This is a genomic window from Streptomyces sp. Ag109_O5-1 (assembly GCF_003814875.1).
Lineage (GTDB): Bacteria > Actinomycetota > Actinomycetes > Streptomycetales > Streptomycetaceae > Streptomyces > Streptomyces sasae.
On record NZ_RKQF01000001.1, the window covers coordinates 2,283,438 to 2,307,573 of the forward strand.

11 protein-coding genes and 6 pseudogenes are annotated in these 24,136 nt (G+C 67.6%); 8 read left to right on the forward strand and 9 right to left on the reverse strand.

The window, feature by feature from the left end:
• Positions 1–55: 55 nt before the first annotated feature.
• Positions 56–436 (reverse strand): annotated as a pseudogene (locus EDD90_RS10240) (reverse transcriptase domain-containing protein); the annotation flags it as partial.
• 26 nt (positions 437–462) lie between these two features.
• Between EDD90_RS10240 and EDD90_RS58950 the strand changes: the two are divergent.
• Both EDD90_RS58950 and EDD90_RS10245 read left to right on the forward strand, forming a co-directional pair.
• The gene (locus EDD90_RS58950; protein WP_398928490.1) at positions 463–714 is read left to right on the forward strand and encodes a DUF5372 family protein; all 252 of its coding nucleotides are present in this window, start codon (positions 463–465) and stop codon (positions 712–714) included.
• Positions 715–847: 133 nt separating this feature from the next.
• Positions 848–3,118 carry a recombinase family protein gene (locus EDD90_RS10245; protein ID WP_123972750.1) on the forward strand — a complete coding sequence of 757 codons (2,271 nt, stop codon included), beginning with the start codon at positions 848–850 and terminating at the stop codon, positions 3,116–3,118.
• On the opposite strand, the gene EDD90_RS10250 is transcribed toward EDD90_RS10245, so the two are convergent.
• Positions 3,041–3,490: a hypothetical protein gene (locus EDD90_RS10250; RefSeq protein ID WP_185149019.1), complete on the reverse strand. Its 450-nt coding sequence runs from the start codon at positions 3,488–3,490 to the stop codon at positions 3,041–3,043. The two genes, EDD90_RS10245 and EDD90_RS10250, sit on opposite strands and share 78 nt — an antisense overlap.
• A gap of 684 nt (positions 3,491–4,174) precedes the next feature.
• Positions 4,175–5,560, reverse strand: a complete 1,386-nt coding sequence (gene ltrA / locus EDD90_RS10255) for a group II intron reverse transcriptase/maturase (protein WP_123981104.1) — start codon at positions 5,558–5,560, stop codon at positions 4,175–4,177.
• 1,422 nt (positions 5,561–6,982) lie between these two features.
• Here ltrA and EDD90_RS10260 point away from each other — a divergent pair.
• The 4 genes and pseudogenes from EDD90_RS10260 (at position 6,983) to EDD90_RS58540 (ending at position 14,450) form a co-directional block, all read left to right on the forward strand.
• Entirely contained in the window at positions 6,983–8,227 is a 1,245-nt protein-coding gene (locus tag EDD90_RS10260) for an IS110 family transposase (protein WP_123972751.1), read from the forward strand.
• A 260-nt stretch (positions 8,228–8,487) separates the two neighbouring features.
• Positions 8,488–8,676, forward strand: a complete 189-nt coding sequence (locus EDD90_RS10265) for a hypothetical protein (protein ID WP_185149020.1) — start codon at positions 8,488–8,490, stop codon at positions 8,674–8,676.
• 243 nt (positions 8,677–8,919) lie between these two features.
• A pseudogene (locus EDD90_RS10275) lies at positions 8,920–9,660 on the forward strand (transposase family protein); the annotation flags it as partial.
• 254 nt (positions 9,661–9,914) lie between these two features.
• Entirely contained in the window at positions 9,915–14,450 is a 4,536-nt protein-coding gene (locus tag EDD90_RS58540) for an AMP-binding protein (protein WP_123972752.1), read from the forward strand.
• On the opposite strand, the pseudogene EDD90_RS57100 reads toward EDD90_RS58540, so the two are convergent.
• The 4 genes and pseudogenes from EDD90_RS57100 to EDD90_RS10300 all read right to left on the reverse strand — a co-directional run.
• Positions 14,422–14,721, reverse strand: a pseudogene (locus tag EDD90_RS57100) (transposase family protein); the annotation flags it as partial. The gene EDD90_RS58540 and the pseudogene EDD90_RS57100 sit on opposite strands and share 29 nt — an antisense overlap.
• A gap of 1,359 nt (positions 14,722–16,080) precedes the next feature.
• Positions 16,081–17,223 (reverse strand): annotated as a pseudogene (locus tag EDD90_RS57105) (recombinase family protein); the annotation flags it as partial.
• A gap of 130 nt (positions 17,224–17,353) precedes the next feature.
• Positions 17,354–17,617: a DUF5372 family protein gene (locus tag EDD90_RS10295; protein WP_123972753.1), complete on the reverse strand. Its 264-nt coding sequence runs from the start codon at positions 17,615–17,617 to the stop codon at positions 17,354–17,356.
• A gap of 22 nt (positions 17,618–17,639) precedes the next feature.
• Entirely contained in the window at positions 17,640–18,014 is a 375-nt protein-coding gene (locus EDD90_RS10300) for a hypothetical protein (RefSeq protein ID WP_185149021.1), read from the reverse strand.
• 597 nt (positions 18,015–18,611) lie between these two features.
• On the opposite strand from EDD90_RS10300, the pseudogene EDD90_RS10305 reads away from it, so the two are divergent.
• Positions 18,612–19,022, forward strand: a pseudogene (locus EDD90_RS10305) (transposase family protein); the annotation flags it as partial.
• Positions 19,023–19,074: 52 nt separating this feature from the next.
• On the opposite strand, the gene EDD90_RS10310 reads toward EDD90_RS10305, so the two are convergent.
• Positions 19,075–20,463 carry a phenylacetate--CoA ligase family protein gene (locus EDD90_RS10310; protein ID WP_123972754.1) on the reverse strand — a complete coding sequence of 463 codons (1,389 nt, stop codon included), beginning with the start codon at positions 20,461–20,463 and terminating at the stop codon, positions 19,075–19,077.
• A 41-nt stretch (positions 20,464–20,504) separates the two neighbouring features.
• Positions 20,505–21,362: pseudogene (locus EDD90_RS10315) on the reverse strand (transposase family protein).
• Between the two features lie 1,503 nt (positions 21,363–22,865).
• Here EDD90_RS10315 and EDD90_RS10320 point away from each other — a divergent pair.
• The gene (locus tag EDD90_RS10320; RefSeq protein ID WP_123972755.1) at positions 22,866–24,035 is read left to right on the forward strand and encodes an HlyD family efflux transporter periplasmic adaptor subunit; all 1,170 of its coding nucleotides are present in this window, start codon (positions 22,866–22,868) and stop codon (positions 24,033–24,035) included.
• The last annotated feature ends 101 nt before the right edge of the window (positions 24,036–24,136 follow it).

Consider the following 24,136-nt stretch of genomic DNA (forward strand, 5'->3'; position numbering starts at 1 on the left):
TCCAACCTCCGGTAACGCAACGTCACTTCGAAGGTGAAGTTGCCCATTGCGTTGGAGGCGTGGCGATCCCGCCTTGTGGGGTGCCGGTGACGGTCTCCTTGGAGGTGCCAACCTCGGTGAGGATGCCCGCCTTCAGAAACGCCTTCACCAGCGCGAGCACGCGTTTGTCTCCGATCCGAGCCCTCACCCGGTCCATCAGAGCCGAGTGCGAGATCTCGTCGAAGCAGGCCGTGATGTCACCCTCCAGCACCCACTCATAAGTCTTGGATGCCAGGAAACGGGTCTCGGCCATCGCGTCGTGCGCCCGCCGGTTGGGGCGGAAGCCGTACGAGCACGGCGCGAAGTCCGCCTCGAATATCGGCTCCAGCACCAGTTTCAAGGACGCCTGGACCACCCGGTCGGCCACGGTCGGCATGGTCATCGCATAGGGCCGCATCGTCCAGTGATTCCTTGGGATCGCTGGTGGTCACGCATCCGTTTCATCCGCTGGCAGGTCGACGTCTGGTGGTGCTGTTCATCAAGCGACGGGCGGGGGCTGTGGTGTTCGTCTGCGCGAGCGACATTTCGCGGAGTGTGACGCTGCCCCGGGAGTGGACCGATCGCGCCCCGCGCCCAGCCACACACCGGCTCTCGGCGGAGGGCTTGAGTGCTGCCCGCGCTCTGGTAGATGCGCTGGTCAGCCGTCGCGCCGGTACCGACGGAGGCGGATCCTGATGACAAGGGACCAGTTCTGCACCGTTGTTGGGCCGAGGGCAAGGGCGGGGCGCCATAGCCGGAGCAAGCGGGGTGTGCTGCGAGGCCGTGATGGCAGTGGCCAACATGGTCGAGTCCGTGCTGGGAGGCGGACGTGAACGGCCAGGGGAAGATCCGCAGTTCCCATCTGGAGCGCCAGGCGGTCATTTACCTGCGACAGTCCACGCTCGTGCAGGTCAGGGAGAACACCGAGTCCACCCAGCGGCAGTACGGGATGGCCGACGAGGCGGTCCGGCTGGGCTGGGCCCGCGTGGACGTGGCGGTGATCGACGCCGACCTGGGAACCTCAGCCCGCTTCGGCGCCGACCGCGAGGGGTTCCGGCAGGTCGTGGCGAAGGTCTGTCTGGGCGAGGCAGGGGCGATCTTCGGCCTGGAGGTCTCCCGGCTGGCGCGGTCCTCGGCGGACTTCGCCCGGCTGCTGGAACTGGCCCGCCTCACCGACACCCTCCTCATCGACGACGACGGCATCTACGATCTCGCCGACATCAACGATCGCCTCCTACTGGGCCTGAAGGGCCAGATGAGCGAGGCCGAGCTGCACATCCTGGCCTGCCGGATGCACGGGGCGAAGAAGGCCGCGGCCGCTCGTGGCGAACTGCGCTTCCCGCTGCCCGTCGGGTATGTCTACGACGACGAGGGCCTGTGCGTCCTCGACCCGGACGAACAGGTGCAGGCCGCGATCAAGGATGTGTTCGCCGCCTTCACAGCCAGCGGATCGGCCTACGCGGTGGTCTCCGCGTTCGTGGGCCGTCCCTTCCCGCTGCGGGCATTCGGCGGCATCTGGGCCGGCCAGCTGCGATGGGGCTGTCTCACCCACGCCCGCGTCCTGGGCGTGCTCAACAACCCCTGCTACGCGGGCACTTACGTCTACGGCCGCTACACAACCCGGCGACGCGTCGAGCCGGACGGCACCGTCCACACCGGCGTCCGGCTGCGGTCCCGGTCCGAATGGCCGGTGGTCATCCACGACCACCACGACGGCTACATCAGCTGGGACGACTACCTGGACAACCAGGCCAAGCTGGACGCGAACTGCACCCACGACGGCGCCCGACCGCCGCGCGAGGGCATGGCCCTGTGTCAGGGGATCATGCTCTGCGGCTCCTGCGGGCGGCCGATGACCACCCGCTACCACCGTGGCGGACGGGCCGCCTACGAGTGTTCGGCCTCCCGCGCCGACCAGCAGGCCACCGCGACCTGCCGGTCCATCGCCGCGGACACCGTCGACGACGCAGTCACCGAGCGGCTGCTTGCCGCGCTGACCCCGCAGCAGATCGCTCTCGCCCTGGCCGCCGCCGACGAGGTCGCCGACCGGCATGCCCGCAGCCACCGCGCTGCCGAACTCGCCCTGGACCGCGCCCGCTACGAGGCCGACCGGGCCGAGCGCGCCTTCACCCGGGTCGAACCGGAAAACCGTCTGGTCGCCCGCACCCTGGAGACCCGCTGGGAGGCCAAACTCGCCGCCCTCGCCGAGGCCGGGCAGGCCCTGGACACCGTCCGCAAGGCCCGGCCGCCGCTGCCCGAACCCGCCACGCTCAAGGCCCTCGCCACCGACCTGCCCCGCCTCTGGCACGCGCACGACACCCACGACAGGGACCGCAAGCGCCTGCTCCGGACGATGATCGCGGATGTGACCCTGCTGCCCGAACCCGACCGGCACCAGGCGCGGATCGGCATCCGCTGGCACACCGGCGCCACCGACGAGATCACCGTGATGCGCAACGACCTGCGGACCCCGGCGGCCGCTGTCGACCTGATCACCCGGCTCGGCCCCACCCACACCGACGAAGAACTCGTCGCCGAGCTCGCCGCCGCCGGCCTGACCACCGGCAAGAAACGACCCTTCGACATCAAGGCAGTGCGCTGGGTCAGGCACGCCTACCGTGTTCGGGCACCCCGCACGCTGCCGTTCCGCAAGGGCGAGATCGGGATCGACGACATGGCCCGCATCCTGGACGTCAGCTACAGCGCCGCCTACTACTGGGTCACCCACCACCGCCTCGACGCCCGCCAGGACCGCAGCGGCCGTTGGTGCGTGACTTGGAACGAGACCGTCGAAGCCGACTGCCGGGCCAGGATCGCCCGCTCCGGACACCTCAACCCCGCAGGCCCCGGCGCCCACCCACTGCCCGAGGAAGTACACGGCTGCCTCAGCGTCCACGACGTCGCTATCCGGCTCGGCGTCCCAACGGACGCGGTCTACTACTGGATCCGTGTCCACAAACTGCACGCTCGACGGACCACCACAGGCCGCTGGAGCATCCCCTGGAACGAGCAGATCGAAGACTCAGCCCGACAACTCGCCGCCCGCACCCGGAACTTCACACCCACAACGCAAACCATCACAGCAGGAGGGGCAGTATGAAACGTCCATCGGGATCCCGAGGCGGCGCCGCTTGTGCGACCCTGGCTTGGGGATCATCCGTTCCCTGACCGGCACCGGCCGGAAGCTACGGGACTTCAACTGCTCCCGCAGCTCGGCGAGGAACTGCACCTCGCCGAACCGTTCCCGGACGTAGGTGACGGTCATGCCGTCCACTCCGGCCGAGCGCGCGCCCTTGTTCCCCGCAACCCGCTCCCAGGCCATGGCCAGGAAAGCGGGATCACAGACGAGGTTGTACAGATCGTCGAACCGACGATGAGGCTCGTCGGTCGCCCAACGGTGCAGCTTGGTCTGGATCTCCAGTACCCGTCGCTCAGCCCGGAACGAGCCGAGCGGCAGATCACTCGTATTCACCAGCGGCCTCCTGGTCTTCCAGCACTTCCACTACTGACTTGCTGGCCCCCTTCGCCATGCGGCCGGCTTTCCCGGCCTCGGACTACTACGGAGCCTCCGCCCCGCCCGGCGCCGTCGGCAGACGACGTGCCTGTCCTTCCGTCGCACCGGCTGTGCATGGCGAGGACGACACCGGACGGTTCCCACGTTCACTTGAAAGTCGATCGACGGGCGAGGCGCCCAGCTCTACCCCTGCGGCATCGCCACGGCTACGCCGCAGACATTCACCGTGGCCTCCTGGCCGTGGATCACATGGCGACCAGGAGTTACCCGCTCTCGCACAAGAAGCAGGTACGCACCGCGACCAGCCCATATCCGCCAGATTTGAGCTGGTGGGCCGTTAAGGGGCGTCAGACACCGGTTCCTCTCGTACACCTTCCCGTCTCGCTGACCGGACCCGCACCATCTGGCAGTACTGGCACGTCCCAGCGTTGTCAGGGCTGCTCCCACCCTCCCCGGCGTCTCCCGGATCAGGCTGCCCTCAGCTTCACCCGGCCGCTGCGACGGCCAGGAGGCGAAGTAGGGGTCGGACCGGGGCGCGGTACTGGCCTTGTGACCAGCCCGTTTCCCCGGCCCGCCCTCCGCACCGGACATGCGACTCTCACCGCATCCGGCGCTCCACGGACTCCCTTGGGGCCGCGCGGTTCACACCGTCGCGGTCTTCGCCCACGGTGTCGGGATGCTGTATCCACGCCAGCGATAGCGGGTCACCTTCACCCGCTGCGGGACGAACAGCGTGATCCCGTCCTCCGCGGGCCGCCAACCGGGCTCGCCGGTCAAGTAGCGGCGCCGCAGAGTCCTCCAGTCGATCCCGGGATGCTGCTTCCTCAGCCACAACGTCACTCGACGCCAGCAGAAGTCGTCGAGATAGTGGAACGTGGCTGTGGACGACCCGAACCGGAAGTAGTAACACCATCCCCGCACCGCCGAGTTGAGCTGGCGGAGCAGGTTGGCGAGAGTGCGTTGACCTCTCTTGTTCGTCATCGCCCGCACCTTGCCCGTGACGGAGGCCAGCGCCTTCTTCGACGGATAGGTGTAGACGTAGTGCTCGCTGGTGCCCTTCTTGCGCCTCCGCTGGATGTGAAAGCCGAGAAAGTCCAGCCCCTCGTCGATATGGCAGACGCGGGTCTTGGCCTCGGACAGGCGGAGCCCCAGAGGGGCGAGCACGGCCGTGACCTCCTCCCACAGCGCGTCCGCGTGAGCTCGGGCGCCGCACACCATGATCAGAAAATCGTCCGCGTAGCGGACAATCCGGTATGTGGCACCTCCGCGTCGGCGGTGTGCTGTCCGCTTGCCGCCGTTGCCGTGAGCGTCCCACTTGGCGCAGAAGTATTCATCCAGCGCTGAGAGGGCGATGTTCGCCAACAGCGGCGAGGCGATGCCGCCTTGGGGTGTGCCGGTGTTCGTGTCCCTGGTCTCGCCATCGGCGGACATGATGCCCGCCTTCAGAAACACCTTGACCAGGGCAAGAACCCGCTTGTCTCCGACTCGTCGGCGCATCCGCTCAAGGAGAGCGGAGTGTGCGATGTTGTCGAAGCACGCTTCGATGTCCGCATCCAACACCCAGTGGTAGCCCTTGGTGCCGAAATGGTGCACCTCAGCGATCGCGTCATGGGCTCGTCGTTCGGGGCGAAAGCCGTAGCTGACCGGCTTGAAGGACGCCTCGAAAATCGGCTCCAGGACCAGCACGAGCGCGGCTTGCACGAGCCTGTCCATCGCGGTGGGAATCCCCAGCCTCCTGAGCTTTCCCCCGCTGCCCGGCTTGGGGATCACGCGCTCCCGCACCGGCAGAGGGGTGAACGTGCGGGCCTTCAACTGCTCCCGCGTGTTCTTCAAGAAGGCCACGATGTCGGCGTCGTCGGCGATGAAGGCCGGGATGACCCGGTCCACGCCGGCGGTGCGCGCGCCCTTGTTGCCCCTCACCCTCTCCCACGCGACGGTGAGGAAGTCGGGGTGATGGACAAGGTTGTAGAGATCATCGAACCTGCGGTCGGGATCATCGACCGCCCATTGGTGCAGCTTGGTCTGCATCCGTCGTACCCGCAGCCAGGCCCCATCGGGGTCGGGCCACAGATCACCGGTATTCACCAGCGTCTCCGTCCCTTGCAGTTCCTCAACTACCTGAATCCGCTGGGCTGCTTCGCCATGTGGACGGCTTTCCCGCCCTCGGACTACTACCAGCCCTCCGCCCCACCTCGGGCCGTCGGCGGACGTCGCGCCTTCCCGCCCCATCGCACCTGGAGAGCGCACTGAGACGAAAGCTTCGAGGTGGTTCCCACGTTCACTGTGATCCGCTCGTCGGGTGAGGCGGCCAGCTTTGCCCCTGCGGCATCGCCACGGTTACGCCGCAGTCCTTTCACCGTGGCCTCCCGACCGGCAAGATCAATCCGATCCAGGAGTTCCTGCCCGTACGGGCAGTGCGCACCGCGATCCAGCCCAGATCCACCGGGTTTGAGCTGGCGGAGGTCTTAAGGGGCTTTACACCGCTGGTTCCTCGCGTCCACCTTCCCGTCTCGCTTGCCGGACCCGCACCGTCCGGTAGTTCCGGTGCGTCCCGTCGTTGTCGGGGCTGCTCTCCATCAGATCCGGCCGACTCGCCGGGACCGACTGCCCCCTGCTTCTGCCGTCCCGCTGCGACGGGACGCCGATGCGGGTCTCACACCCGCACGCGGATCACAGCGCCTCGTGGCGCACGGTCTTTCACCTCCGCTCGACTTCAAGCGCCTCGTGGCGCACGTGATCCTCAGCCCAGTCGATTCCGCAGAACACGCTCATATGCGTCTCCTTCGTTCGGTTGTCTGCGCTGGTGACGAGCGCATGCGGGCCACGCGACGCTCTAATGCCAGGACTCACCGGTCCGCAATCTCACAAGCCGTTCGCGGCACCAGCGCACCGCACGAGCCTCGGTCTCGCCCAGAGCTCACGGGCTCGCGGAGACGAACGGGAGGTCACCATGCGGCGGACTCGCACCACGAGCATCAACGTCCGCTGTGGGCCCGCCATTTCATGGTGGCCGGAGGACGCCGGGCGCTGCCAGTCTTTCAATAGGCATCGCCGTGCCGAAGAGGGTTCGGAGTCATCCCGACGCCCACCAGACCACCACGAAACTCACCGTGGAGAACGGTGCCTGTCTTCTTTGAGACCTCACAGGTCAGCGACTCAGCGCACCTTCGGTGCGCGCCGGGGGCGTGGTAAATGCCCTGGCGCGCGCCGGAGGTGCTTCTGTCCGCCCTGACGTGGGCTGATGCCGGTCCGGGACGCTGGAGGGGTTCGTTCCGGCCGAAACCGAGGCTTCTGTGATGCCGGTGAGCTCGCAGGTCAGCATGGTGCCGAGGGCCGTCCACGGGAACCGTGGAGTGTTGCTGTGAGCACGCGCGTCAGAATTCCTGTTCCACCCCGGCCCTCCCGGAACGGCGAGTCGCCCGGTCGTCCGGTGAGGGAGGGAGCAAGGCCGTGGACGTGCTGCACGAACGCTGCGCCGGCCTGGACATCAGCAAGAAGGACGCCAAAGCGTGCGTCCGCACTCCGAGCACGAAGCGGCGGGGAACGTTCACCACCCAGACCACGACCTGGGGTTCGACGACGAACGCCGTGCTCGCCCTGCGGGATCACCTGCTCGCCGCCGAGGTCACACTCGTCGTGATCGAGGCGACCTCGGACTACTGGAAGCCGTTCTACTACCTGCTGGCCGAGGACCTGAACGTGATCCTGGTCAACGCCCGGCAGGTCAAGAACCTGCCCGGCCGCAAGACGGACGTCTCCGACGCCGCCTGGCTGGCCCAACTGGGCGCGCACGGCCTGGTCCGCCCCTCGTTCGTGCCACCGCAGCCGGTACGCGAGCTGCGGGACCTGACCCGGGCCCGCACCCAGATGACCCGCGAACGAGGGCAGATCGTGCAGCGGCTGGAGAAGCTGCTGGAGGACACCGGGATCAAACTCGCCGCGGTCGCCTCCGACATCATGGGCGTCTCGGGCCGGGCCATGCTGGAGGCCCTCATCGCGGGTGAACGCGACCCGCAGACGCTCGCGGACCTGGCCAGACGCAAGCTCCGCAACAAGATCCCCGAACTCACCGAGGCCCTGACCGGACGCTTCCGCGCCCACCACGCCTTCCTCACCCGGCTGCACCTGGACCACTACGACCAGCTCACTGATGCCATCGGACAGCTCGATGAGCGGATCGAGGAGGCGATGGCCCCCTTTCGAGGCGCCCTCGACCTGCTCGACACCGTCCCCGGGATCAACCAGGCCGTCGCCGAAGTGATCATCGCGGAGACCGGCGGGGACATGACCCGGTTCTCCTCGGCCGGGCACCTGGCGTCCTGGGCCGGGGTCTGCCCCGGCCACCACGAGTCCGCCGGCCGCACCAAGAACACCAAGGTCCGCCCCGGCAACCCGTATCTCAAGGGCGCCCTCGGACTGGCCGCCTTCGGCGCAGCGAGAACCAAGGACACCTACCTACAAGCCCGTTACAAGCGCCTGACCGCCCGCCGTGGCCCGCTCAAGGCACTGGTCGCCGTCGAGCACTCGATCATCACCGCGATCTGGCACATGCTCACCGACAACGTCCCCTACCGCGAACTCGGCGGCACCTACTTCACCCAGCGCGACCCCGAACGCGCCACCCGCCGCGCGATCACCGCCCTCAACCAACTCGGCTACACCGTCACCCTCAACCCGATCGAAGGCGCGGCCTGACCGCTCACAGACCAAGTGCCCGGCGGCCTCGACGACCACCGGGCACCCAGCCTGCCCAAACAGCCCCTGACCTGGACCTATTTACGCGTCAGAAGGAACTGAGGCATCCGCTCCATGCGTTCCAGACCCGCCTCAACAAGTGGGTGCGGAAGCACGTACGCACTGCATTAGAGGGTGCGCCTCCAGTAGGGCGTTGATCTGGGCTTCCAGGGCCCGGCGCTGTTCGTGGACTGTTCACCGCGCGGAACACGGCGAACAAGGTGGACGTGGTCTACCCGGACGGCACCAAGGTCACCGTGCTCACTGCGGCCGACGGGCTGGCCAGCCCCACCGCCACCGCCGTACGCGGCCACGAGCTCCTCATCACCGACGCGGGCCTCGCCGCCCCGCACCACGCGCAGCTGCAGGGCGGCCGGATCAACCTCGCGGCGCTGCGGGCCCACGGCTGACCTGGCGCGTCGGGGAAACACGATGCGTCATGGCCGGAATGGTACGACAGATGTCCTCCCGGCCACTCACCCGCCTCTGCGGGCGCACGCCACGCTTTCTTGTGCCGGGACCGCGGTCCCGGCACAAGAAGCAGTGAGACGGACATGAGCGAGGACAAGAGGACAACATGAGTGAGCACACCATGCGGGCAGTCACCATCAGCGAGTTCGGCGGAGCGGAGGTGCTGACCGTCGAGGAGGTCGCGCGCCCGGTGCCGCTGCCGACCGAGGTGCTGGTACGGGTGCACGCCGCCGGCGGTGCTCGTCCTGCGCTGGTTCATCGACGGCACCCGCCTCTCCCAACTCGCCCGCGACAACGGCCTGTCGGTCTCCACCTCCTACCGCTACCTCCACGAGGGGCTGACCGTTCTGGCGGCCGGGGCACCGGACCTCGCGACCACGCTGGAACGCGCGAAGGCGGCGGGGCTGACGCATCTTAACCTCGACGGCACCGTCATCCGCACCGATCGCGTCGCCGCCCCCGGCCCCAACGGCGCAGACCTGTGGTGGTCCGGAAAGCACAAGCACCATGGTGGGAACATTCAGGTCATCTCCACCCCGGACGGCTGGCCGATCTGGGTCTCCCCAGTCCGCCCAGGCAGGGAGCACGACACCACCTGCGCCCGCCACCACGGTCTGATCGACGCCCTCAACCGGATCGCCGCCGAGCTGGACATGCCGACCCTCGTCGACCTCGGCTACGAAAACGCCGGCGACGGATTCCGCCACCCGCACAAGAAGCCCGCCGGTGGCGAACTGACCGAAGCCCAGCAGACCTACAACAAGGTCATCCGCGGCATCCACGGCGTCTGCGAGCGCGCCAACTCCCTGCTCAAGACCACCTTCAAGGCCCTCCGCCGGGTCAGCCTCGACCCCAGCCGCATCACGAAGATCGCCGCCGCAGCCCTCGTCCTACTCCAGCTCGAATACGACCGCACCATCTGAGCGATCACACAACGTCATGATCCGTTACTGGCAAAGGCTCAGTGAGGCATACAGCACGGCGTCGCGCAGCCGTCAGCGCATGTTCCTGAAACGGGCCTGACGACTCCTAATGTCCAGGTGTCGCCGCCCAGGGCTGCGCAACTCCGAACCTCTTTCCTTGCCGAAGAGACTGCCGTGGCCGACCACGCGCCATCACTGCCGGACGGCATGTCGCTGGCCAAGCCATACCTCGTACATAGACCGAAGAGGTGTCCATGAATCTGCCGGACAACATGCTGGACGCACTGAGCCGATATGCCGGCGAACGGCCCCAACAGGTTGCCTGTCGGTTCCTCAGTACCGGCGAGGTCGACGGACCCACGGACGAGTGGACGTATGAACGGCTGTACACCGAGGTGCGCGCCGTAGCGGCGGCGCTGAGTGAGAGCCTCCCGACCGGGTCCCGCTGCCTGCTGCTGTTCTCACCGGGACTGGATTTCGTCGCGGGATTTCTCGGTTGCCTCTGGGCGGGAATGGTCGCGGTGCCGGCCTACCTACCCGATATGGAGCAGTCTCAGCCACGGGCGCTGCGCCGCATGCTTGGTGTTGTCCGCGACTGTGGAGCCACTGCTGTCCTGACCGCCCCCGCCGACGCCGGTCTGGCCCGGATGGCCGCCGACCTCGATCCCGCCTTCGCCGGTCTGGCTTGGCTGCACCGAACGGCAGAGCCCGCGCAACACGACGCCCACATCGACGACATGCCGCCGGCTGAGCAGGTGGCCTTTCTGCAGTACACCTCCGGCTCGACCGGAGAGGCGAAGGGCGTCATGGTCTCGCACGAGAACCTCGCCCACAACCTGCGCAGTCAGCAGGCCGTCTGGCAGCAGGACGCGGCCAACGTCGTGTCATGGCTGCCCGTATACCACGACATGGGTCTCATCGGCGACATTCTGTACCCGTTGTTCGTCGGCGGTACCACCACCCTCATGACGGTGTCGGCGTTCATCGCGCAGCCGACCCGTTGGCTGCGCGCGATAAGCCATTTGGGGGGCACACTCGCGCTTGCCCCCAATTTCGGCTACGAGCTGTGCGTGCGCAACGTACCCGAGGTGGATCTGCCACGGCTGGATCTGTCGACATGGGCGGTCGCCGTCAACGGCGCCGAGCCGATACGCAGGGGCACACTCGGATCGGGAGCGGAACCACCACGCCTGTCGCGTTGCGGGCCTCTGAAGGGATCGAGAGATAACGGGACCCCTCCCCGGGGGCCAGGACCCACCAACGATTCCGGGAAGGCAAGCCCCGCATGGCCACAGAGCATGTCACACCCGCCACACGGCACGGCATACGACCTGGCGTCACTGAAGCCGGTGCCGCGGTATCACTGTCGGTTTGTTGGCCACTGGCTGCTCTTCGGGCCTCACCAGCAGCGGGAGGCAGGTGGCGGCCACTCCACCACCCGTCGCAGCTACGCCGACAGCGCCCACCAACGGATACGACGGGCTGATACGGCTTCCCCTGTCCGCCTACGGCACATCCGAGCAGCGCGACGACCCGTGGTTGCGGACAGAAAGAGAGGCGGGCCGCCCGGTCGGCGCCTGAGGCTACCTTGGTCCTGCGACGGCAAAGCGCATCGGGTTCCGCATCGGAGCGATCTGTTCAGCCGGTCGTGCCGGCAGGGGGGAACGGACAACCAGGTCAGCGCGGCACGCAAACGCCGCTCGGCCCGCATGACCACGGCCGGCCACCCGGCCGACGACCCCGAAGAGCTGGCCAACGGCCCCTGGAACACGGCCAAACCCGCCGCGAAAGAGAGCACCGCGGCCACCGCCGCCGAGTCGCGCACGCGGCCATCGGGCCTGGCCGCCGTCTACTTCGCCGTCCTCACCGTCCTCGGCGGTCCAGAAACGGTCTATCCCGCCAGCCATGAGCAGACCCCGATCGCGAAAGGCAACGAGCGCCCCATGGCACATGAATTCATCGATGCGCAATCGACGCTGCTGGACCGGGAGGAGGAGTGGCAGGAGATTCGGCGGCTGCTCCGATCGGCGGCGGGCGGGCTCGGGCAGTCGCTGATCTTTCAGGGGGGCGCCGGAACTGGGAAGACGGCAATCCTCCACGAAGCAGCGGCGCAGGCCCGGTCCGCCGGGTTCCGGGTGATGTTGGCCCGGGGTAGCTATCTCGAGCATGACGTACGCCTGGGGCTGGTGCGCCGACTCTTCGACTCGGTACTGCCGGTCCTGTCCGGGCGTGACCAACAGCCGTTTTCACGCATCCTGCAACGCCTGCTGCGCGAGGCCGGAGGCCGGCCGGAGCCGGGCCGGACCCGACGGGTTCTCCACCTCGCGCTGCGCAGGCTGCTGTGGGCCGACGAGAACTCGCCGATCCTGGTGGTGGTCGACAACCTGCACTGGGCCGACCGGGAGTCCCTGGAATGGCTGGTAACCCTCCCGGAGCACATCGCATCGATGCCCATCGCACTGCTGGCCAGCGTGTGCAGTGGGATACCCGGCACCGATCCGACGCTGGTGGACGAGACACTGATCGAGAGCTCTCGTCGGGTCACGCTGCACGACATGACCACGAACTCGGTCGGGGCCCTGCTGGCCGACCAGTTCAGCAGCCGTCCCGACCCGGCGTTCGTGGCCGGTGTCATGCGGGTGACCGGCGGCAACCCGCATCTGGTCACGGCGCTGACCAGAAAGCTGGTCCAAGAGGGCGGCAACCCGGATCCCGCCCGCGCGGCAGCCCTGGACACCGTCGTCCTCGACACGCTGGGCCAGTCCGTGCGGGTGCGCCTGGGCCGGGTCTCGCCGCACGCGCACGCAGTGTTACGCGCCGTGACGGCCCTCGATGAGGAGACCACGTTGCACCGGCTGTGTGCGATCGTGGGTCTCGACCTCGACGAGACCGCGGACATCGTCGCCCGGCTGCGCCGGCTCGGTCTGCTCACCGCCGACCGGGGTCGCCTGCGGGTCGCCCAGCTCTTGGTCCGCAACGCGGTGCTCGACGAGGACACCTACGGCGCCCTCCGGGAAATCCACGCCCAGGCGGCGCGCCTGCTCCGGGACGAGCCGGGCACCGAGGAGGCAGTGTGCCGTCACCTCATACTGAGCGCTCCGATCGGCGAGGAGTGGGCCGCCGCGGCACTCCGCTCCGCGGCCCGTTCCGCCCTGGCCGCGGCCGATCCGCAGCGTGCCGTGCTGTTGCTGCAGCGATCCCTGTCCGAGCCGCTGTCACCGGATGACCGGCATCAGGTTCTGTTCGCTCTCGCGGCGGCCGCCGGGAACAACGATCTGCCGAGGGCCGCGGCTTACCTGATGGAAGCGCTCTCCGAGCAAGATTCGTCGCACTGGCCGATCCGGACCCTCGCAGGGCTCATCGACGTCATCGCCTTGGGCGGCCGGGAGAAAGACCTCGCCCGGCTGTTCGCCGCCGAACGCGGGCGCCTCGCCACGAAAGCGGACCTGCTCGGGGTCCGGCTCTCGATTCTCAGCGACCGGGACTCGGCCGAGACGAACGAGGTGCAGCGTCTCCAGGAACAGGAGCCGGAAGAAGCATTGACGCTGGCGGTCACGGCGAGGCGGGTGGCCGACCTCGGAGCGGACCGCCCAAGAGCGCTGGCCTTGGCAGACCGGGTTCTCAAGACATCGCCCGCGACGCCGGAGGAGCTGATGGCCCGCTTGCAGGTGTGCAAGGTGCTGATGGTGGCGGAACGGACCGAGGAGGCGGTCGCCCAATGCGAGTACGGATTGGACGTCGCCCGGTGCTGGGGGAACCAGCTCATGATCGGCTTCGCGCTGACGTGCCAGGCCGCGTGCCTGCGCACGGCCGGTGACCTCAACGCGGCGGACGCCGCGGCCCAAGAGGCGATGCAGGTCCTGACCGCCTGCCGCGCGTCGCCCGACTCCACCGCCGTTCTCGGCCTGCGTGCGACCCAGGTCGAGATTCTGCTCGACCTGGGCCAGGTGCAGAAGGCGGCGGCCCTGGTGGATCAGTCGGAGCCCATCCCCATCAAGCCGCGCACCCAGATGGGCGCCCTCTTGCTGGGCGCCCGTGGCCGGTTGCGCAGGATCCTGGGACAACCTCTCTCCGGTCTGCACGACGTCGTCGCCAGCGGCGACTACTTCACCCGGCACAACGTCGCAAACCCGCTCGTCTCCCCCTGGCGTTTCGAGGCCGCCCTGGCTGCCCAGGAGCTGGACAGCATCCCGCAGGCCCGAACCTACGCCCAGGCAGAACTGGCCGGGGCTCATCTGTGGGACACGCCGGGCGCCGTCGGCCGCGCGCTGCGCCTGGTCGCGCGGGTCGGCTACGAGCCGGAGGCCCGGACCACGCTGGAACGTTCCGTGGACGTGTTGTACGACAGCGACCAGCGACTGTCGCTCGCCGAGTCGCTCACGGACCTCGGCACGCTCCTGGCCCGCCAGAGCGAGAAGACCCGAGCACGGGAGGTACTGCGGGACGCGTGCGCCCTCGCCGAGGAGACCGCGTGCGCGCCCCTGATCAGCCGCAGCCGGTCCGAGCTGGCCGCGGCCGGCGGGCGGCCGAAACGCCCTGCGAGGAACGGCAACAGCGGACTTACCGCCTCCGAGCGGCGGGTGGCCGAACTCGCCGCCGGTGACCGCACCAACAAGGCGATCGCTGCGATGCTCTTCGTTGGACAGCGCACCGTCGAGATCCACCTGACAAATGCGTACCGCAAGCTCGGCATCGGGGGCCGCGACCAACTCCCGGCGGCGTTGCGGGCGGCCGGCCTCCTGGCGACCGACCACATTGAGCTCAGCTTGACGTCGCGAGGTGAAGCGTGAGGATGGCTTTGACCAGGTCGGTGATGCGGGTGGTGCTGCAGCGGAGCTTGTGCAGCAGCCGCCAGGTCTTGAGGGTGGCCATCGCTTGCTCGCCCAGGGCGCGGACCTTGGCATGGGAGGCGTTCACCGCCTTCTGGCCCTCGGAGAGGTTGTGCCAGCGTCCCCGGTAGGGGACGCAGACCGTGCCGCCGGCTCCCTGGTAGCCCTTGTCGGACCAGCAGGGCACGTCGGCGTCGGCCAGGGCGCCGATTATGCCGTGGGTGCGGGCCGCCTCGTCTTGCGGGAGCGGGTGGCTGCCGAGACCGGTGGGGCCGGGGTGCCCCCGCCGGGCCAAGCGTGCACGGAGTGCGGCTTCGACCTCGTCGTTCCAGGGGATGGCGATCCGGCCGGCCGGTGTGCGGTGGGCGCAGAGGTGGCCGACGCGGATCTGGTAGCGGACGGCCGCGTCCAGCACGCCGAGGTGTGCGGCGGCCTGCGGGATGCTGATCTCGCCGTCGCGGGCCGATTCCACGGGCAGCGGGCGCGGTCCGGTGGGCGCGAACTGTTCGGGGTGAGTGATCCAGTCCCGGCAGGCGTCCTCGACCTGCGGGTTCCAGGGGATCAACCAGCGTCCGGAGGGGTCCTTGCGAGCGGGCAGGCGCCGGCAGCGGATCCAGTAGTAGACGGCGTGCTCGACCACACCGAGGCGGGCGGCGGCCTGCTGGACGGTGACTTCGCCGGGCAGGGCCTGCACTGGGGGGCCGGGACGTGGGGTCAGGTGTCCGGAGGCGCCGATCTGCTCCCGGCAGACGGCTTCGACCTGCGGGTTCCAGGGGATGCACCAGCGTCCCGAGGGGTCCTTGCTGCCGGTGAGCCGGTCGTGGGTGAGCCAGTAGTAGACGGCGTTGGCGGTGATGCCCAGAATCTGGGCGGCCTGGTTGACGTTGATCTCGCCGTCCCGGAAGGGGGAGCGGGCCGGGATGTTGTAGGTGTGGCCGACCCACTTGACCGCCGCCACGTCGTAGCGGCGCCCGGTGCCCGTGGTGAGCCCAGCCTCGGCGAGCGCGACAACGACCTCCTCATCGCTGTGCTCCGGACGCAGGGCCGCGATCAGCTCCCGTGCGGCGGCCGGGGTCCGCCGCACCTCCGGCGAGGTCGCGGGCCGGGTCAGGGCGAGCTCGTCGGTGGCGCCGGTGTGCCAACGCACTCCGATCCGGGCGCGGGCCCGGGCCGGCTCGGGCAGCAGCGTGACGTCCGAGACCAGGGTTCGCAGTAGGCGCTTGCGGTCCCGGTCCTTGGTGTCGGGATCGTGCCACAGTCCGGGCAGGTCAGCGGCCAGGGCCTTAAGGGCGGTGCGGTCGGGTAGCGCCGGGCGTGCCTCGCGGGCCGCGGCCAGGGCGGCTTGGGCCTGGTCGAGCGCGGTCAGTCGCGCTTCCCAGCGGGCCTCCAGGGTGCGGGCGACCATCCGGTTCTCCGGCTCGACCGCGCTGAAGGCGCGCTCGGCGCGGTCCGCGTCGTACTGGGCGCGCTCGACGGCGAGTTCGGCGGCGCGGTGGGAGCGGGCGTGCCGGTCGCTGACCTCGTCGGCTGTGGCCAGGGCCCGCTCGACCTGGCTGGGGCTGAGCGTGCTCAGCAGCAGACCGGCCACCGCGTCGTCGACGATGTCGGCGCGGATCGAGCGGCAGGTCGCGGTGGCCTCGTGGTCGGCCCGGGAGGACGAGCAGCCGTAGGCGGCCTGGCCATGACGGTGGTAGCGGGTGGTCATCGGGCGTCCGCAGGACCCGCAGAACATGATCCCCTGACACAGGGCCAGACCCTCGCGGGCCGGACGCGCGCCGTCGTGGGTGCAGTTGGCCTTCAGCTGCGCCTCGGCGGACACATACTGCGCCCAGGTCCAATAGCCCTCGTGGTGGTCGGGCAGGACGATCGGCCACTGCTCGCGGGGCAGCAGCTTGATGCCGGTGCGCACGGTGCCGTCCGGCTGCACCCGGCGCCGGGTGGAGTAGCGGCCGTAAACGTAAGCCCCGGCATAGCACGGGTTGCGCAGCACCCCCAGAGCCCGCGCGTGCGTCAGCTTGCCCCACCGCAGCTGGCCGGCCCACGCTCCTCCGTAGGCGCGCAGCGGGAAACGCCTGCCCACGAACGCGGCCACGACCTGGAACGCCGAGCCGCCGGCCGCGAACGCCGCGAACACGTCGCGGATCGCGGCCTGCACCTCGGCGTCCGGGTCGATCACGCACTCGCCCTCGTCGTCGTAGACGTAGCCCACCGGCAGCGGGAACCTCAGCTCGCCGCGCTCGGCCGCGGCCCGCATCGCCCCCTGCAGCCGACCCGAAAGAATGTGCAGTTCCGCCTCTGACATGCTGCCCTTCAAGCCGAGCAGCAGCCGGTCGTTGATGTTCGCCAGGTCGTAGACGCCGTCGGCGTCGATCAAAAGCGCGTCGGTCAACCGGGCCAGCTCCAGCAGCCGGGCGAAGTCGGCCGAGGACCGGGCCAGCCGGGAGACCTCCAGACCGAAGATCGCCCCGACCTCGCCCAGACAGACCTTGGCCACCAGATCCCGGAAGCCCTCGCGAACCTGGCCGAACTTCCCCGACACGCCGAGATCCGCGTCGATGACCATGACGTCCTCGCGGTCCCAGCCCAGCGCGACCGCCTCGTCGCCGAGCGCGTACTGCCGCAGCGTCGACTCGGTGTTGTCCCTCACCTGCACCAACGTGCTCTGCCGCAAGTAGATCGCCGCCGTCCGGGAGCGATGGGACGCGGTGATCTTCGAGGTCCCGTTCACGATCACGGCTGCCCCCCAACACGGACTCGACCATGTTCGCCAGCACCATCACCACCTCGACGCAACACGGTGATGGCGGCACGGCCCCTCGCTTCCGCCCCCGACGGGACTGGCGCGCGATACAACTGTCGTTCCATCAGGATCCGCCCTCCTCCGGGCCTGCACCACGGCTCACCAGGGCATTCACCAGCGCACCAAGCGCACTCAACCCCTCGACCCCGAGCCGGTCACCCGACGGCTCCCCACCCCGGTCCGTCCACTCCTGCGGCAGCGTCACGCTCCGGCTCACGCCGTACGCGCAGACGAAGACCAGCGCACCGCTCCGGCGCTTGACGAACAGAATCTCCAGCCGCTGACCACTCAGCGCGTGGAACGGATGAGTCACCGTCAGGGAACCCAAGGACTGCTTGGACGACGCGGCACTATGCCGTGACCGTCGCGATACCCAGATAACGGACCTTGCCGCCAGCCTTGGGAATCGTGCGCCGCCGAGCCGGTAGGGGCCGGAAGGTGCGGGCTTTAAGATCCTCCCGCAGTTCCGCAAGGAACCCCTCCAGCCCGCGCACGGACTCGATGTAGTAGGCGGTCTCGCCGTCCACTCCCGCCGTGCGCGCGTTCTTGTTGTTCCGCACCCGATCCCAGGCCACCAGCAGGAAGCCCGGGTCCGCGGCGAGGTTGTACAGATCATCGAACCTGCGATGAAGGTCATCACTGGCCCAACGGTGCAGCTTGGTCTGGATTTCCAGTACCCGGCGTTCCGCCTTGAGCAAGACGTACTCCAGTTCGTCGGTATTCACCAACGGCCTCCCGGCATTCCAGCATCCTTACTGCCGACTTGCTGGCCCCCTTCGCCATGTGCGGACCTCTCGTCCGCTCGGACTACTACGGAGCCTCCGCCCCATCCCGCACCTTCGACAGACGCCGCATCTATCCCATGAACCCGGACGGATTCCGGGTTTGGGGAACGACGCGGGACGGTTCCCGTGTTCACGGTGAATCGATCGATCAGTCCGGCGCCCAGCTTTGCCCCGGCAGCATCGCCACGGTTACGCCGCAGGCTTTCACCGTGGCCTCCCCACCGACACGCCAAGTCGGCTACAGAGTCAGCCCGCTCAACGAGCGAACTGTGCGCTACAACCCGGCCCATATCCACCAGATTTGAGCCGGTGCCACGCTTACGGAGCTTTACCACTGGTTCCTCTCGTACGCCCTCTGATCTCGCTCGCCGGACCCGGCCCGTCTGGTAGTTCCGAGCAGTCCCGGCTTTGTCAGCGCTGCTTCCCGCCCTCCCCGGCGTCTCCCGGGTCGGACTGCGCTCAGCTACCACCAGGCTGCTGCGACAACCTGGCGAGGAGGTCTTGCACCTCCTTCGATTCACCGCGCCTCACGGCGCACACTCCGGAAAACACAAGAAGCACGGGATGAACGTGCAGGTCATCGCCGATCCGTTCGGGCGTCTGCTGTGGGCCTCGACCGCCCTGCCCGGCGCGGTCCACGACATCCGCGCCGCCCGCACCCACGGCATCATCGACGCCCTGGCCCAGGCGGACATCCCCTGCTGGGCCGACAAGGCGTATCAGGGAGCCGGCGGTACGGTGCGGGTTCCCTACCGCGGCCGCCGGGAGAAACTGTCCGCAGGCCAGCAGGCCGTCAACCGCTCCCACGCCAAGATCCGCGCGCTCGGCGAACAGACCATGGCCACCCTCAAGACCTGGCGACTCCTGCGCAAACTCCGGTGCAGCACCACCCGCATCACCGCACTCGTCCAAGCCGTCCTCACCCTCCACCTCAACGCCTCAAGCTGAGGTTGGGAAAGGCTCACTGAGGAACAAGGACATGGCTGTCACCCAGTTCCCGTCAGTGGGGTGCCCGGCTCACATCAATGGGGCGAATGTATCCGGTCTTTTCAGTGTTTCCGATCTCGATGTCCATGAGTTGCACCACAGGATTTCGCTTCCCGCGTCCGCTCACAATGAAGGAGGTCGACGCGGACAATGCAACAGAAAATCCCTGAGCCGATCCGAAATGAGCGCGAAGGCGTTGGTCGATATGCGTGATCGCCTCACGTTCGGAGGCTGATGCATTCGGCGCCACAACCTGCACCACTCCTGGTGATTCCTGGACGAGCTGGAACTCCACGAGTCCAGTGGCGGTCAGGGCGGCCAGCAAAGCGTAGGGTGAATAAGCTGCCCCCTCAATACCCACGAGGCGTGCTCCGTCGCGACCCAGCAGCTCATCGATCACGGTGCCCGGCAGGCCACATGGACAGTGCGTGGCAGGGGCGGCCAGATCTCCGGTCACATATCGAATAATGGGCATCGGGCCGGACAGCAGGGAGGTCAGGATGATGTCACCGACCCCTCCTTCCCGCACTTTCCCGGATGCCGGGAAGATTTCACATTGCACGAAATCTTCATGGAAGTGCATCCTCCTCTCGCTGCACTCCCAGGCCGCGTACCCGATTTCCGATGTGCAGTAGAGCATCGTCACAGGACAACCGAAGGTCTCTTCAACCAGCTTCCGTCCGCCGGCCGGCATGTGCTCGTAGGTGGCGACTATGCCACGAGGTTCAAGGCGGATTCCTCGCTCTGCGCAGTACCGAGCGAGGAGGATGATCCTGCTCGAGGAGCCGTGGATATAGTCGACCGGTACCCGCCCCACAACCGCCTCGTAGTCCGCCACGATCTCGGCACGGTCGGGATCGTATGCCCTGAGGTTGCACTGGACGTAGGGGCGTGGCAACGCTTTGGGCTCGAAAAAAGGCTGCCCCAAGTAGTGCAACCCAAGGTTGAACACTGTGCCCGTATCAGGAAGGTCCAAGTACTGGAAGAGTCGTTCGCTGACGACATTTCTCGACAGTGCCGCCGATTCCACGGTGGTCAGAATCTGCAGCGGCCGCCCGGTGCTGCCTGTGGTCTCATTAATGACGTAACGCCCTGGTGTCATCTGCCCGACCGGGCTGCGGGCTATGAAGTCTGGGAATTTGTCTCGCAGATCCGACTTCCGCGTAAGTGGAAAGTCCGCTAGGCAGATATTTTCTCGATCACGCAGGAAGCCGTACCGCGGAACCTCATCGCGAGCGATCGAAAATAGCTCGGCCAGGCGCCTCTGCGTAACTCCCTCGTCATACGGCACGGCTTTTTCGATCTCGGCACGGCGCCGATACCAAGCTTGACTTGATCGAAGCCGGGAAAGCCTGGTCCGGGTTTCTGTCATATCCCGGGCAATATGTGACGGGAGCTTCATTGAGTCCTTCCCAGTAACGGATCATGACGTTGTGTGATCGTTCAGATGGTGCGGTCGTACTCGAGCTGGAGTAGGACGAGGGCTGCGGCGGCGATCTTCGTGATGCGGCTGGGGTCGAGGCTGACCCGTCGGAGGGCCTTGAAGGTGGTCTTGAGAAGGGAGTTGGCGCGCTCGCAGACGCCGTGGATGCCTCGGATGACCTTGTTGTAGGTCTGCTGGGCCTCGGTCAGCTTGCCTCCGGCGGGCTTCTTGTGCGGGTGGCGGAATCCGTCGCCGGCGTTCTCGTAACCGAGGTCGACGAGGGTCGGCATGTCGAGTTCGGCAGCTATGCGGTTGAGGGCGTCGATCAGGCCGTGGTGGCGGGCGCAGGTGGTGTCGTGCTCCCGGCCCGGGCGGACCGGCGAGACCCGGATCGGCCAGCCGTCCGGGGTGGAAATGACCTGCACGTTCCCACCGTGATGCCGGTGTTTCCCGGACCACCGCAGGTCCGCGCCGTTGGGGCCGGGGGCGGCGACGCGATCGGTGCGGATGACGGTGCCGTCGAGGTTCAGATGCGTCAAGTCGGCCGCCTTCGCGCGTTCCAGCGCAGTCGCAAGATCCGGCGCCCCGGCTGCCAAAACGGTCAGTCCCTCATGGAGTTAGCGGTATGCGGTGGAGACCGACAGGCCATTGTCGCGGGCGAGTTAGGAAAGGCGGGTGCCGTCGATGAACCAGTGCAGGACGAGCACCGCCTGCCGGAAGCAACCCAGCGCCCGCCTGCCCCTGCGGGTTCCGGCCGCGATGCGGTGGTCGCGCAGGAGCCGGGCCAGGTGCCCGGCGGTGGACCGCTTCACATCGCGCACCGCGGTGTATTTACGCCCGCCCGGACTTGGGGACCGCACGGGCCGTAGCGGAAACATCGCGATCACAGAGAGCGACCAGCGCTCACGGGGAAAGACTCACTCACCGCTGCCCGCATCCCGAAGAAACATCAGGAGCCCACCCGACACCCGTGATCAGAATTCACGCAGTAGATCGCGGTTGAAGCCGTGCGCGACGACTACTCGCCACCGTAGAAACTCCAAATCCCGGCGGCATCAGCGCGAGACCACGTGCTCGGCCAAAACCTGTTGTTGCTATCGCCGGCCCAAGTCAGCCAAAGTTTGGTCTCCGCGTCCTGTACGCGAACCCAGCCACCGCCCTCGTCGAAGTAGTCCCAGTTCTGGAAATTGCCGCCGTTGCATTCCCCCCAGTAAACCTGGCCCTGCCAGTTACTATCGAGACACTGATTCGAGTAAGCGTGCTTGATTTGGGACGCGACCCGCTCCCACAACTGTCCTTGGTTACCTCAGCCGCACTGAACACCTATTAGGTTGCCTCCACCGGTGACGGTGATGCACCTACCGGTCTTGTCGCTGATCCAGGTGTTATCGCCGGCGCTTGCGCTCGTCGCGAACACCCCCATGATGGCTGTGGCGACGAATGTCGTCAGCGCGACCCGAAGCGTCCGCTTTAATATCCGTTTCACGTATTATTCCCCTTGCTTGTGGAGGGATGAATGGCGTACGGGAGACTGGCGCAATGTCGAGGATTCATCGAACCGCCACATTCCCAAACGTTTAAAGGGTGCGGCAGCGTGACGAGGGTAGTTGCTGTACAGGTGCCGTGGCGGCCTACGGCTTCACATTCATGCAAGATTCCTGCCAAGCGGCATACGTCTGCCCGGACTTGGGGACCGCGCGGGTCGCAGCGCAAGCATCGCGATCACAGCGAGCGACGGACGCTTACTGGGAAAGATTCATTGTGCCTACTTCAGGGCGGTTTGACGGAAGATCTCGCCCCTGCATGGAGTTCCATTTTTCAGCGAGCGACAGCCAGTGGGGGTGCCCCCACCGAAGCGAGGGCACCCGGAGAACGTCAGATCTCCTTACTGCCACCGGCCAGGTCGTCCAGCTCCTCGTCGGTGACTTCAAAATCGGTCTCGTCGACCGCAATGTCGTTCTCGGTGTTGTGCGGGCCATTGATGATATTCATCGCTACCTCCACGGTTGGGATTGGAAGGGGTTTTCCCGGCGGTCGAAGAACCCGTAGAAATCATCGAAATCCCGACTCCTCGAATTCGCGCCGCCGGCGCCAATCTTGGCACCCGGCCGGTCCGCCCGCAAGTGGTCGGCCGGTCACCCACGGTAGCTAATGATGAGTAATCCATGTTCACAGCGCCTGCCGTGTCACGCAAGCAGCGGCCGAGAACTTTGCGGCCATCGAATTCCTTTCGGTTGCCCTTTCGGCCTCCCCTCCGTAAGCGACACCGAAGTAATCACCGATAGATCTCGCTGCGCCTGTTCATCCGGATATTGCCGCCGTGCTTTGATCTGCGGACGTAATACAGACTTCCCGTGCTGGAGGGTAAGGCACCGAAAACGATGACGAATACCGCTGATGTCCGGGTCCGGTTCGTTGAGCGCTACATCCGCGTGGTGGACCGCTTCTGGTCGGACACCGACTTCGCCGGACGGCTTGAGGACTCCCCCCTGCCGGCGCTCGCGGAGTGCGGACTGGAGGTCCCACCCGGCGTTCAGGTGCGCCTCGTCCGGCTCCCGGCGTGGGACGTGGCGGACGCGATGCGGCGCTGGTTTGAAGCCGCCGAGATCGCGTTGCCGCTGCCGCCGGGGGGCGCCACGCATGTCTCCGATGCCGAGCTGGGCGACCTGGCCGGTGGCCAGGTCAGCGCCCGGCGCCGGGCCGCCATGACGGCAACCACCACCCAGCCCGCCCGCAAGGGCGGCCTGAAATTCCGGCCCGGTGCGCTGAAGAAGCTGGGTGCGCCGCCCGCGCTGGACACGCCGGTCCAGCTCGGCCGGCCGTACGACGTCCTGGCGCTGCTGTTGCTGGTCGTGCTGATCATCGCCGCGGCGTTCTGGGGCGGGCTGGGCTCTGTCCCGCGGACGATCTCCGCCGCCGGTGTGCTGACCCACCGCGAGGGCAGCTTCGAGTTGCAGAGCCCGACGGCCGGACAGATCACCCGGGTGTTCGTCGACAAGGGGGCACAGTTCGCCACCGACACGCCGATGTTCGAGGTCCGCCTCGGATCCGACGTGCAGGTGATCAGGTCGATCAGCGGCGGGCGGGTCACGGCGGTGCTGGGAAAGGTCGGCCAGATCATCTCGGCCGGGACCGAGTTGGCGATCGTCGAGCGGATCAAGGACGCAGACGATCCGCTGATGGCCGCCGTCTACGTGGCTGGGGACAAGATCGGGCAGATCCATCCGGGCCAGCAGGTCACGCTCTCGGTCCAGTCTGCACCGGCCCAGAAGTACGGCCTTCTCGAGGGCACGGTGAGCTCGGTCGGCCAGTTCCCGGAGGCCCAGGGTGAGATCTCCGAGTTTCTCGGCGACAGCCACCTCGGCACTCAGTTCACCACGGGTGGCCAGCCGTGGAAGGTCCTCGTCCGGCTGGCTCCCGCGGGCACCCCGAGCGGGTTCCGCTGGACGACCGGCGTCGGACCGCCCTTCGGGATCGAATCCCGGACGACCGTCGACGCCGACTTCCACCTGCCGCCGCTGAAGCCGATCGACTGGCTGGTCGCGCGATGACGCCTGTACAGGGCCGGCATCGCCACCTGGCCGGTAGTGCGATGACGGCCGGACCGGGCAGGCATCGCCGGCCACCTCAGCCACGCCGCCGTGAGCCGCGG